General features: G+C 47.0%; 11 protein-coding genes. 4 read left to right on the plus strand and 7 right to left on the minus strand.

The genetic code is table 11. The features are described 5' to 3' along the window. Positions 1-41 precede the first annotated feature (41 nt). On the minus strand, positions 42-2,243 hold the full coding sequence (locus tag JCM15908_RS06710) for a type IA DNA topoisomerase (RefSeq protein WP_025002755.1): 2,202 nt from the start codon (positions 2,241-2,243) through the stop codon (positions 42-44). A 34-nt stretch (positions 2,244-2,277) separates the two neighbouring features. Continuing rightward, entirely contained in the window at positions 2,278-3,672 is a 1,395-nt protein-coding gene (locus JCM15908_RS06715) for a DUF3945 domain-containing protein (protein ID WP_025002756.1), read from the minus strand. Positions 3,673-3,954: 282 nt separating this feature from the next. Between JCM15908_RS06715 and JCM15908_RS06720 the strand changes: the two genes are divergently transcribed. The 3 genes from JCM15908_RS06720 (at position 3,955) to JCM15908_RS06735 (ending at position 6,871) form a co-directional block, all read left to right on the plus strand. Beyond that, complete coding sequence (locus tag JCM15908_RS06720) at positions 3,955-4,803, plus strand: AraC family transcriptional regulator (RefSeq protein ID WP_025002757.1); 849 nt, start codon at positions 3,955-3,957, stop codon at positions 4,801-4,803. A gap of 96 nt (positions 4,804-4,899) precedes the next feature. After that, positions 4,900-6,258: an MATE family efflux transporter gene (locus JCM15908_RS06725; RefSeq protein ID WP_025002758.1), complete on the plus strand. Its 1,359-nt coding sequence runs from the start codon at positions 4,900-4,902 to the stop codon at positions 6,256-6,258. 286 nt (positions 6,259-6,544) lie between these two features. Next, positions 6,545-6,871, plus strand: coding sequence for an RteC domain-containing protein (locus tag JCM15908_RS06735; protein WP_012457224.1), 327 nt, complete (start codon positions 6,545-6,547; stop codon positions 6,869-6,871). Positions 6,872-6,913: 42 nt separating this feature from the next. Here JCM15908_RS06735 and JCM15908_RS06740 read toward each other — a convergent pair whose 3' ends face one another. From JCM15908_RS06740 to mobA, 5 genes are all read right to left on the minus strand, one after another. Further along, complete coding sequence (locus JCM15908_RS06740; protein WP_025002760.1) at positions 6,914-7,951, minus strand: PDDEXK nuclease domain-containing protein; 1,038 nt, start codon at positions 7,949-7,951, stop codon at positions 6,914-6,916. A gap of 29 nt (positions 7,952-7,980) precedes the next feature. Beyond that, a complete protein-coding gene (locus tag JCM15908_RS15135) occupies positions 7,981-8,184 on the minus strand; it encodes a permease of the drug/metabolite transporter (RefSeq protein ID WP_306303718.1) in 204 nt (67 codons plus the stop codon). A 304-nt stretch (positions 8,185-8,488) separates the two neighbouring features. Further along, positions 8,489-10,498, minus strand: coding sequence for a conjugal transfer protein MobC (mobC, locus tag JCM15908_RS06750; protein WP_025002762.1), 2,010 nt, complete (start codon positions 10,496-10,498; stop codon positions 8,489-8,491). A gap of 184 nt (positions 10,499-10,682) precedes the next feature. Further along, on the minus strand, positions 10,683-11,915 hold the full coding sequence (gene mobB, locus JCM15908_RS06755; RefSeq protein ID WP_025002763.1) for a conjugal transfer protein MobB: 1,233 nt from the start codon (positions 11,913-11,915) through the stop codon (positions 10,683-10,685). Next, the gene (mobA, locus tag JCM15908_RS06760; RefSeq protein WP_025002764.1) at positions 11,900-12,313 is read right to left on the minus strand and encodes a conjugal transfer protein MobA; all 414 of its coding nucleotides are present in this window, start codon (positions 12,311-12,313) and stop codon (positions 11,900-11,902) included. Before mobA ends, mobB begins: the two co-directional genes overlap by 16 nt. Before the next feature lie 367 nt (positions 12,314-12,680). Here mobA and JCM15908_RS14810 point away from each other — a divergent pair, with 367 nt between their 5' ends. Further along, a complete protein-coding gene (locus tag JCM15908_RS14810; RefSeq protein WP_159101317.1) occupies positions 12,681-12,851 on the plus strand; it encodes a hypothetical protein in 171 nt (56 codons plus the stop codon). Positions 12,852-13,025: the final 174 nt, after the last annotated feature.

Here is a 13,025-nt window from a genome sequence, read left to right on the forward strand (position 1 = left end):
GACCGCATCATTCAGTGGCAAAATTAGCAATTTACGGGGATTTACCTTCGGGATTTGCCCGGTTTCTTACGTTCGGGGAAGACAAAGACCGTCTTGAACTCTCCGTCCAAGGAGAGCGAAGCCTCAAAGCTCTTACCCGCTTTGGAGGTGAAGCCTTTGATGATACCTGTCTCCCCGTTTACCGCCAATTGCGTCAATTGTTCGTCCGTGAGGTTCTTGCCAGCCACGCTGCGGAAAAGGGTCAGACCGCAATCGGCATCGGAACATTTGGCACATCGGGGATAGAAGACCAGTGTTCCTTTGCCGCATTTGGGACAGTGGATGTCGCTCTGTTTCTTGGGGAAGAGGATTTTGGACGAGAGCAATTCGTCCGTAATCTGTGTGGCATAGCTTTCGATGCCCTTGCGAAACTCTTGCTCTTTCAATTCTCCCCGTTCGATTTTCGCCAAGTCCGCTTCCCACTGTCCGGTCATCTCGGCATTACCGATTTTCATCTCCCTAACAATGGAATAGACGGCAAGTCCTTTCTCAGTAGGGACGAGCGACTTCTTTTGGCGCACCATGTACTCGCGTGCAAAGAGGGTTTCGATGATGGCGGCACGGGTAGCGGGCGTGCCGATACCGCAATCCTTGAGCTGCGCACGCAATTCTTCGTCCTCCAACTCCTTGCCCGCCGTTTGCGTCCCGCGAAATCCGGCTGTACTCGGCATACCCGAACAAGTTCGCGTCTGCTCTCGTTGGCACGGATTTTCCATAGCAGCCAACAGCGAACTTTCCGTGTGCAGAGGCTTGGGCTTGGTCGTTCCCTGTGCTAAGGAACAGGCGCAGAGTGGAAGTTGCTTACCTTCCTCCCATTGAGGAATGATGATGCCTTCTCCGTTTTCCCTGCTTTCCCGTTCTTCGGCTTCCTGCTGCTCCTTGTCTTTCTTCCTGCTGTTTTTGAGGACGGCACGCCAACCCTCTTCTTTGATGATTTCACCTTTGAGGATGAACTTCACGCCTTCACAAATGGCAGTAACCGTACTGACATCCTTCACGCAATGGGCGGAGAAGGCTTCGAGCATACGTCCGGCTATCATATCGTAAATGACCGCCTCCTCTCCAAACACGTCTATCGGCTTCTTGCCTGTGATGAGAAGGGCATGGTGGTCGGTCACTTTCTTGCCGTCCACCGAATGCGCATTAAATTCGGTTAGTCGGCGGGCATGGAGACCCCAAACGGAATGGTCGTACAAAAAGGCTATCAAGGCAGGTATTTCGGCAAACACATCTTCAGGGATATGACGGCTGCCTGTTCGTGGATAGGTGATGTATGCCTTTTCGTAGAGTCTCTGTGCCAAGGAAAGGGTCTGTTCCGCCGAATAGCCGAACCGGCTATTCGCTTCTTTCTGCAAGGTGGTCAAATCATACAGAAGCGGTGGCTCTTGTCTGGCCTCCTTGCGTACAATCGTTTCCACGGTGGCATAAGGAGCCTGTTTGAGTTTATCATACAAGGCGGTGGCTTCTGTCTTATCAAACCAGCGGTCGGCGGAGGAGAAACGGAAACTCTCATCACCTTCCTTTACAGTAAGGCTGAGTTGCCAGAATGGCTGCGGCTCGAACTTCTTATGCTCCAAGAAACGGGAACAGACCATACAGAGAGTCGGAGTCTGTACCCTGCCCAAGGAGTAAGTGCCTCTTCCTGCCGCAATGGATATGGCTTGGGTGGCATTGATACCCACTAACCAGTCGGCTTCGCTGCGGGCACGGGCGGCATAATAGAGATTGTCATACGCCGCTCCGTTTTGCAGATGGGCAAGTCCCTCTTTGATGGCTTTGTCCGTCAAGGAACTGATCCATAGGCGGTCGAAGGGTTTGGCGATGCCGAGATACTCATAGATGAACCTGAAGATCAACTCACCTTCCCTTCCGGCATCGGTGGCTACAATAATGCCTTCGCACGCTCGGAAGAGTTTTTCGATGACTTTCAATTGGGCGACTGCCGCAGCATCGGCTTTATAACCTTTGCCCTCCTTAATCTGATGGGGAATAAGGGTAAAGACGGGAGGAAGAATAGGCAGGTTCTCTTTATGGAAACCTTTGATGCCGTAAACTTCGGGCATGGCTGCCGTTATCAGGTGCCCCAATGCCCACGTGACGGCATAGCCGCCTCCTTCGATATAACCATTCTTCTTGTTGGTTGCCCGAACGACACGGGCAATTTCACGAGCTACGCTCGGTTTTTCTGCTATGATGACTTTCATTTGTTCTTACTTTTTGGATATTAGTGGTGGCGGATTACATTTTCATTCCCTTGGAACGCTTTTTCTCTTCTTGCTTTTGTTCCTGCCCCGTGGTAGGCTCTGTCTGCCCCTGCTTGAGTGGCTCCTTCACATGCTTGGTAGCTTCGTTGGTCTTGCCTTCGGAATTGACGGCGACCTGCGTGCGGGAAGCGTTGTCGGGAATGACCTCTTTGGCTTGGGACTTGTCGGGATTCCATTTGAGGAAATCGAACTTGTTCTGCTCGAAATTCGGACGTACATAGGCATTGAAAGACTCTCCCTTCTTGTCGATAAGCCCGGTCATATAGACCGTCTGACCTGATTTGAGCTTTGCCTGCTCTTCGGGAGAGATGTCGCGTCCCAGCATCTTCTTGGGGACACGCAATTCTTTCTGCTCTGCCTGTTCCTGTCCTTCGGGGGCTTGTCTTTGGCGTTGTTCCTGCTTGGGAGAGCCGAAACGAAATTCAATCGACCGCTTGTCGGCATTGAATTGAAGGTTGGCATTGAAATGCTTTCCCGTTTTGGAGGTCATACCCTCCACGTAGATGCTTTTGCCTTCCGAAAGTTCCTTTTTCTGCTCGTCGCTCAGCTTCACGCCCTTGATTTCATCGGGGATGCGTACCCGGTCGGCACCCAAGGCGATGATGTCGTTCGTCAGGCGGTCGATGCTTACGAAGCTGCGGGTCGGCTCATCTTTGCCGGGGAAGGTCAACTCCACGGTACGACCGAGGTTGCCCGTTTCCCTGAGGGCTTTCTTGTCCTCGTCGGTGAAGGTATGCCCGAAGAACTCACGCTCCAATTGAGGTTCCTTGCGGATGGCATGGACAACGGGGATAAATGTACCGTCTCCGGAGGCTTTCAGAGAAAGACGGGCATCGGTGTAAAGGGAGACTTCTCCGATTTTGATTGCGATGGGAATAAGCGGAGTCTTGCGGTATTGAAGCAGGTCATCAAGATGCTTGCCCTTTTCGAGACTCTCACGGCTTACGCCCATCTGCTCGAACTGCTCCCACTTCACCTTGTCGGGATCAATACCTTGAAACGGCTGTTTCTGCTCCCCTGCATAGTCTGAAGGATTGACACGGGCGGAATCCAGCATCTCTTTATTGGAGGGGACTTCCGGAGCTTTGAGCATCTCGGAGAGAACCCGTGCGCTGGCAACGGCACTCTCAAAGGGGACTTTGAAGAAGTTCAGCGGTGTGGGATGCTTGAACTGACGCATGAAGTTGGAGAGGAAGTTTTCCAGCGTATTGCTGTGCTTGTCGAACTTCAGGAAGCTCTGTTCATGCTCGGCGGTGGGCGGAACGGTTTTCAGTCCGCCTTTCTCGTCCATACCTGTGACGACTTTGAGATTCTCGTCTTTCTGATCCTTGACCAAAAGGACTTCTTGGTCTTTGATTTTTTCGTCCATATTATAATGTATTTAATGGCACCAACAGCGGTGCACGGACAAAAGTAAACCAAAGAAACCGTGTGCGTTATAGGTTATAAATAACTGCGTACTTGTGGCGTCGATATGGATAGAAGTGGCAAAAAAGAGGTATGGTTCTTGAGCCATACCTCCATATTATCAGTTCTCTTTCATCGTATTGATGTGTAGTTCGAGTTAAAAGATACTTTATAATTCGTTATTCTGCATTATTATGATTAACTTTGTAGGTCTGATAATCAAAAAACAATACCCGAAAGATATATGTCTCGGTTACCCATCCATAGAAGTTCACAACTCTCAGATTTCGGAGTCTATCTGAAGACCGTCATCTCTCGGACATCGGCATCTTCAGACAGATACGCCTTTTCTCATACCGACGATTATTATTTCTTTGGCTTCATAGAGGGTGGGCAATGCTGTCTGAATATTGATTTCGAGGAATACACTTTCGGGAAAGGAAGTCTGGCTATCATTCTACCCGGGCAGGTGCATCGTATCATCGACGCTTCCAATCTTTCTGCAAAATTTCTGGTTATCGACTCGGTATTGGTGGATAAGGAAGAAAAACGAACGCTTGAGAGATACGGTCGCCCTCAAATACAACTATCCGACATATCGGAACAGAAACTATTATTATCACTTCTTGACTGCAAACTGAGTGGCATGGAAAATCCATCTGCCAAAGCAGTCGTTCAGCGACTGACCACCGTCATTGTAGGGTTAGTCGTGGAGAACATTGTAAATGCAACGATAGCTCAATCCAAATTGCAGGGGACAGTGACCAGACACAAGGAAATAGTATGGGAATTTCGGGATTTGTTGGAAAGCAATATCCGAAGCAAACGTTCGCCATCATTCTATGCCGGGCGGCTGAACATTACCGTTGCCTACCTGAATGAAGCTGTAAATTCTGTTCTGGGGACAAGTGTGAGCCACCATATCCAAAACGAGATTATTTTGTTGGCTAAACGTCAATTGGTCTATACTACAGATTCCATCAAAGAGATTGCACATAGTTTAGGCTTTAACGATTACTCCTACTTCACACGGCTGTTTACCAAGGTTGCAGGCGTTTCTCCCACGCTCTTCAGAAGGGCTTACCACGAATAGTGCTATCATTACCGTTGTCCGTCTATTGTGACAGCTTGTATCCCACCGTACCTTTGCAGCGAACTTTATTCACTTAAAAAGATACGGATTATAAGGATGAACAACGCTGTGAATATTTTGCGAGAAGGAAGTATGATGAAAGCCCTGACAAAATTGGGGATACCTATTGTCATCGCAATGCTGATTATGGCAATATACAATGTGGTAGATACTTTTTGGGTTGCACGTCTTGGAACTCTTCCTGTCGCCGCTGTATCGGTTGTTTTCCCTATATCGTTGTTATTTCTTGGGATAGGACTGATGTTCGGTGTCGGAGGCGGAGTGTATATATCCCGTCTGTTGGGAGCGAAACAGGTTGTCAAAGCAAGTCAGGTCGCTTCCGTCTCAGTGATAACCTCTGTGATGTTGGCAGCTCTCATTGCCCTTGTGTGCAATGCGTTCCTGCCGGACATCCTACTTTTCATGGGAGCAAACGAGGAGATGATAAGTTTGGCAGAATCCTACGGCAGGCTTTTTATCATCAGTTGTGTCATAGGGACATTGAATGTGTCCATGTCCAATATCATTGTTTCACAAGGTGCGTCGAAGACATCTGCGTCGGCAATGATCATCGGCTCTATCGTTAATGTTGCACTAGACCCCTTGTTTATATACACTTTCAATTGGGGTGTGGAAGGTGCTGCATGGGCAACTATTCTTTCAAGAATCATCACGACAGCTATTTACATCCGTTTCCTTACGAAAGCAGAGGTAAAAGTATCTCTTGCCTTGTTCGCTCCCACGATAAGAATATACGCAGACATCATTAAGATTGGTATCTCTATGCTCTTTTTGCAACTACTCCAGACCCTTTCCATCAGTTTGTTGCAGAAAGCCGCTGTGAAATATGGGGCAGAGGCTGTTGCGGCTGTGGGTATCGTCCTGAAAATCGTCACATTGGGAACAAACGTGGTCTTCGGATTTGTAAAAGGACTCCAACCTATGGCAGGCTATAACTACGGGGCAGGCAATTGTCAAAGATTAAGGGAAGCGGTGTGCTGTTCTCTGATACTCACAACCTCGTTTTGTGTGCTCTGGAGTATTCTTATAGTCATTTTTACCTCTCCTATCATCAGTTGTTTCGGTAAAGACGAAACAATGCAGGAAATAGCAAGAATTGCGCTTAGAGTCAATACGATTATGTTCTTCACTTTCGGATTCCAATTTGTGTATTCCACACTATATATGGCAATCGGAAGAGCAAGGCAAAGTCTTCTGCTAAACATCGGACGGCAAGGTTTGTTTTTTATCCCTATAATATTGCTGCTTCCATCGTATTGGGAACTAAATGGAGTGCTTTATGCACAGCCTATTGCCGACGTCTTTGCAACTTTAATGACACTGTTCTTTGCTGTCCGAATTCATAAGGAGATAGGTCATAAATCACATCTCACAACAGAGAATCTGCAATGTTGAACCATAAAAGATATGATTATGCTAAGACTTATTCAAACGGAAGAATTTAAGACGATAATTTCGTCTTGCTCTACAAATGAACAAGAACAAAAAGCATCGGAGAACTTTATGAAGAGGATCATTGATCTATGTGATGCAGAAGACGACGCCATCTCTTTGTTTCGTATTCTCCGCTATACTCGTTTTCGTTTACAAACTTTGCAAGCGGTGTATTTGATGGACGGAAAGGGGAAAAAATGTGTCGGAGCTACTATGTGTCATTGATACGGAGTTAAAGTTATTAAAGATGCGGATGCAGGGGCTTCTTTCTACTTTGCCCGTCAAACCAACCGAGAAACTTCGTTGGACAGGTAAAGCAACCGACTTGGTGGAACTACTCTACGCACTTGATACCTGTGACTGTATCAACGATGGTGAAATCGGTATAGAAGAATTGGCAGATGCCTTTTCCGAAATCTTTGGTATAGAAATCAAGAACTGCTACAACGTCTATATGAACATGAAACGCCGCAAGGATGACAGCCGCACCTATTTTCTTGATGAACTCCGAGAGGAGCTGAACAAGCGTATGGTGGAGAGTGACCTGAAAGGCGGAAAGTTCAAGAAACGGTAAATCAAAAGGGAGATACTCTGATTCGGAGTATCTCCCTCTGTCTTATTCTTTGATAAGCAGTTCCAATTTCTTGGCTATATCCTCGGATGCCGGAAGCAGTTCCTTATAGGCTTCGGGCAGTTCGGGTGAAAGGCTGTATGTCGCCACACCGATGGGCATTGCCGAAGTCTTGAGGGCATATTCCACAATCGTCCTGCTTTTGGATTTGCAAATGATGATGCCGATGGCAGGGTTTTCATGCGGCAACTTAACCGTCTCATTCAGGACATTGAGATAAAACTCCATCTTCCCTTTGTACTCAGGCTTAAACTCACCGATTTTCAGCTCCACGGCTATCATTGCCTGCAAGCGACGGTTATATAGCAACAGGTCAATAAAATACTCCCTGCCATCCACTTCCAGTCGGTACTGATTTCCCATGAACGAAAAGTCCGTTCCGAACTCCATCAGAAAAGAGCGGATATTCTTGATGATAGCCTGTTCCAGCTCATATTCCGAATGCCCCTCGCCCAATCCGATAAAATCCAAAGTGTACTCGTCTTTTACGGCAAGGACGGCTTGATTACGAATGTTTTCGGGTAGCGTGGTATCAAAATTGCTTTGTCCGAGCAGGAAGTTCTCATACGTCTTCAATTCTATTTTGTGTATCAGCACGTCTTTCGTCCATCCGTATTTCTTGGTTGCCAAGATGTAGAACTGTCTCTGTTGTGTCTCCTTACACTTGGTCAGAATGACGATATGTTTTGTCCAACTGATTTCTGCGACCAATGGTTGCAGAATTTCATTTGATTGATATTCAGAGTAGAATCGTGCCATATCCCACATATTTCTCGCACTGAATCCTTGTATGCCCGGAAACTCCTTTTGAATATCTTGGGAAAGGTTTTCCACAACAGATTTTCCCCAGCCGAGCGCTGTCTGCTGTTCTGTAATACGCATGCCAATTTCCCAGTAAAGGGCTATCATCTCCTTATTGACGGCTTTCAACGCCTCGTATTGTGCGGAGCGAATGCGCTTGGTTATCTCGTCTCTGAAACTTTGGTATTCTGTCGAAGTGAGCGATATATTATGCATACTCATATTCTTTTCTTATAAGGTTTCCACAAGTTCTATCGAAAAGCCCTGATAACTCTATAGACAGCCCACAGGCAGGTGAAAGGAGCGGTGAAGACTCCTATGATGCCAAAGAGGAGGAGTTTGAAGATATAGTAAAATACCCACTGCCAGTTTGTTCCTGCAATCATTTTATAGGGAATGAACTTCTCGGCGAAGAGGTAGCCCGACCATATCGCCATCAGCACATATCCGGACATCCATCTCATATCCTCAAAACCTTTGGTCGCCAAGAAATTCCATCTGAAACCTATGACAAACAAGGTGATGAGAAATAACAGGCTGAAGATGCTTCGCCAAATCTCACTACGTTTTCTTTTCTGAAAACAAGGTGTACAGAGTATCGGCTGATACCTTTCCGCACATTCGGGACACAGCCCTTTTCCACAATCGGAACATTGGGCTACCGCCGGTTCTTGGGTATGATTAAAACAGTTCATAGTGTAATCATTTAGCGTTTTCAAAAATACAAAAATTCTGCCTTAGAGCCAAGAAAAACAACCGTTATTTCTTGGTATTGAGTAGTTTGGAGAGTTCCGGATCGTCGGAAATCCGTTGCAACTCCCGTTCCACGATGTCCCGCACATCCGTCTTTACCCGTTCGTAATTCGCCTTGATTTCCTGTTCCAACATATCCTCTCCGTTTTCATTCGTGAAGTCTGTCAGAATGGGTATCGGGCGGTAAGCAGCCGTTTCCTTTGCAACTTTCGCATTGTCCACTACAATCTCACAGTGGAATATCTTCTGCTCGATACGTTCGGAGAAGTTATCTGCGACCGCTCCCACGAACATTCCCTGTGTGAGCGTGGAAATCTTGCTCTGCGGAATCAGGCTGTCCATCTGTGTGGAGATGGAAGTGGTCTTATCGCTACGGGTGATGCTCATGCTCTGCCGTTTCTGAAGCACCTTGCCAAACCTCTCCGAGAGCGTCTTTGCCGTTTCGCCGACCACCTGACCGGAGAAAATGTTTCCGACAGTGTTCATCACCACGGCAGCTTCCTTGTCTCCATAATCCCGCTTTAACTGTGAGAAGTCCTGAAAGCCCAAGCATACCGCCACCTTGTTGCTTCGTGCGGTGGCTATCAAGTTGTCCAATCCCTTGAAATAGATGGTGGGCAGCTCGTCGATGAGCACGGAACTTTTCAGCATTCCTTTCTTATTGATGAGCTTGACGATACGCGAATTGTATAACCCCAATGCCGCTCCGTAGATGTTCTGCCTATCGGGATTGTTCCCCACACAAAGGATTTTAGGCTCTTTGGGATTATTGATGTCGAGTGTAAAATCATCACCCGTCATAATCCAATAAAGTTGCGGGCTAATCATCCTTGACAAGGGAATCTTGGCGGAAGCTATCTGTCCTTGCAATTGGTCAGCCGCCCCTCCGAGCCAAGCGTCCATGAAAGGAGAAAGGTAATTCTCCAATTCGGGATAAGAGGTAAGAATGGGAAATATATCCTCGTATTTGCGGCAGAGAAACTCAATGGCGTGCGGAAAAGTACAATACTTACCCCCCTCAAAGATGCGAAGATACCAAATAATGGCGGCAAAGAGTACGATGGGCGATTCCACGAAGAAATCACCCTGCTTCTGTACCCACGTCTTGTTAAGGTTGAGCATGATGGTGTACGCCGACTCGTAGGCATCTGAAATGTCGCTCATGAAATCGGGGTGTATCGGATTGCAGCGGTGCGACCGACGAGGGTCGTCGAAGTTGATCACGTAAAACTTCGGTTTGACCTTATATCCTTCCGAGTGATGCAGCAGATGGTTGTAAACAATCGTGGAGAGGTCGGGATACTTGAAGTCGTAGCAGTAGATGGCAAAACCTTTTTCGATTTGCTGCTTGATAAAATTATTGATGATGGCATAGGACTTACCACTGCCCGGCGTTCCCAAGACGGAGACCGCACGGAAAGGATTGACCACGTTTATCCAGCCCCTGTTCCATGTCTTGCGGTAATAGAATCGGGTCGGCAGATTGACCGAGTACTCGTTTTCCAAAAGCCTTGTCTCCTGCATAAAGGATTCGTTCTCCTGATTGAAGACATCCTCCATCAGGTTGTTCTTCAAGAGGCGGCTCATGTAGAGTCCCGCCATCAGCAGACATACATACCCTATGGTTATCGTAAAGGTGTAGAGCGCTGCATTGGCTTCAATGGGTAGCGGCAAGGCAAGTATCCACCAATTGAGGAAGAAAAAGACAAAGCCAATGCCCATAAATACCCATATTTTCGACCACGTGATATGCTCCTCTTTAACGCCCTTCGTGCCCAGACAGGAAAGCCCCATCAGTACCAATGCAAAGAGTTTGGTGTAAAGCATATTACCAAATAGTCCCGCTGTGCGGTGGAAGTTCATCAGAATCCTATCCACCACACCGATGTTCAGCTCCCATAGTTTGATGGCTTCATAGCAATACCAATAGAGATGGGCAACCACCAGTATGATACTTACGGCACGCAGAAAATCCATGATTTTTGCCAGTGCCCTCAAATCGTCTTCTTGTTGCATAGTGTTTCGTTTAATTTCGTTCTTACTTTTATGATTGTTGAAATTGTCTTATAAGACTTTTCAAATTGTCTTATAGGACAATTTTAATTCCCTTATAAGAGAATTTGACACCTCTGATAATTTCTGATAATTAGCATTTTACAATCTTCTTTTTTTACTGCATTTTAGAGATAGAAAACACGGTTTATAACCGAGGCTTCTTCTGTTTCTTCTTTCTCTGCATCCGCTTTCGGAACTGCTCCTCTTCCCAGTCTGTCCCGCTTGTTTCCACAGGGAAATCGAGAAGACCTCCCAAGAAGGAATTATCCTCTGTCGAAAATGTCTGGGAAGCAGACTGATTTTCTGCTTGAGGGGTAGTAACAGATAGTTCGGGATGCGGGCAGTCGAACCACTCGGCAACGGCGTTTGCCGAAAGTTCCTTGCCCAATCTCGAGCCATTGACGACACAGCCGTTGTTATGGTCTATGAAGGTGATGCCATAGAGCCGTCCCTGTTCGTTCTCACGGAAGAGTACATCAATACCCTTGTGATGGAGATTCGTTCGAAAATCCTCTTTGGTAGCAGAACGCTTCAATGCTCCGGCTACGACCGCTTTGGTCTTGGGGGCAAGATGCTTTTCTTTCAGTTTCTCCTTTGAAGCCTTGAAGCTTTTTTGCAGGGCTTCATATCCGACAGCCTTCCCGAAAAGGGAAGCCTTGAAAGGATTACCCACCTTCTTACCTTTATCATCGGTAGCAAAATAGACCAATCCGTTATAGGGCTTTCCATACATTTCCCCCTTGACCTCTTCCACACATATATTATAGGTGGAAAGCAAGGCGCGGTATTCCTTAAAGCTCGGACAGTGATAAAATTTGACCGCCGGTTTGATGACTGAAGCCAGTTGCTTTTTAAGGTTTCCTTCTTCTATACGGACTTTCTGCAAGCGAAATGCTTCCTTGAATTGCTTCTTGTCGGCAGGATGCAATCCATACCTTTGCTCCATCTCCCGTGTGATATGCTTACTCTTGTAGAAGTTGTTGCCATCGTTAATCTTCTTCCCTTGTTCATCGACGGCTAAGGTGACAATATGCAAATGATGCCTGTCTATATCCTCGTGTTTATACACGACAAAGGGCTGGTTGCCGTAGCCCATCTTTTCGATATACTCCTGTGCGATGGCAGAGAACTGCTCATCGGTGATTTTATCATCGGGATGCGGGTTCAGGGAAATATGAATAACGGGCTTCTTCGTGCGAACTTGGCTCGGCATATATGCCAGAAAGTCCTGCAAACAAGCAGCAATATCGTGTGTGCCATCGGCAGAACAAAATACCTTGTTGGTCTCCAAAATCTTTGCAACACCCTCGTTTACCTTCTCTCCATTGTACGCCAACGCCCCGAAAAGGGAACTCCCATAACTTATCTTTGCGACCATTTCTCCTGAAATTCACGGGTGAGCTGTACGATTTCGCCTCCGATAGCCGCCAATTCGAGTGTCAGTTTCTCCAGTTGGGCAAGTATGGCGTAGGCTTTTTTCTCGGTGAAATTGCTCTTTAAGGCGACCACTACTTGGTTGTAATTGACCCCTACGCTCCGAAACTGCCCGTACAAAGTCGTCAATTTTTGATAGTAGTCAAGCAACGAGCGGTCTACTTTTATAACACGGAAAGTCTTGTCAAAGACCCTTGCCTTGATGAAAGCCGACTGACTTTGTACGCCCGCCGTCTCTTTCATGGAGAGAAACTCGGCAAATTCCATCGCCGTAAAATTGACCGAGACCCGTTTCTCGGTCTTCACTTTGGAGCTTATGCCCCGCATTTTCTTTTGTTTCATTTTCTACTTTGGATTTTAGTGTTTCACGGCATCACCGGCATTCGAGACAAGGCATTCTCCCTTCCAAGAAAAAACGACTTCGGAGTTTTTTCAGCCCTCTGCAAGAGCAAGGGTTTTATGCTGCAAAAACGGAGTCGTGCTGCATAAAACATACCTTGCTATTTGCTCCGGCGCAAATAAATCCGTCCGCAAAGGACGGAAGTCGAGTTTCTCAAAAAAGAACGCTTCATGCCTCGAAAACTTCGGCTTACCGCTTGGGTGCAAAGTTACTAAGCGTTGTGCCTAAATCACTTACCTCTCACGAAGCCACAAATACGCAAATCAGAGCCACAAGTACGCAGTTAGCAAAAAGGGTGAGAAAAGAGCTTTGAAGGCATCTATATTTGCCCCGTCGAAGAGCAAATCGAAGATGTCCGCCATCGCAAAAGTCCCTGATTGGGATGCGTTCCTTTTCGAGAGTATGTACAGCGAATACGTATGGAACTTCGACAATGCAATCGAAGGGATGTATCTGCGAACGACGGTACAATTGTCCTGACGCAGGCAGAGGGAAATCCGCGATGGGATTCCTGAATGAAGGGATGGACAACTCCACTTTTTATGCAGGCGAGGACAGCCGTCATCATCGGCATATATTCCTCTGCACAAACGGAGTTCCCCGAACGTCGGGACATCCGAACAGATGAGGAAGCCGGTATTGGAATGAATCAAC

The sequence above is a fragment of the Prevotella dentasini JCM 15908 genome, from assembly GCF_000614065.1.
In the GTDB taxonomy this organism is placed as follows: Bacteria; Bacteroidota; Bacteroidia; order Bacteroidales; family Bacteroidaceae; genus Prevotella; species Prevotella dentasini.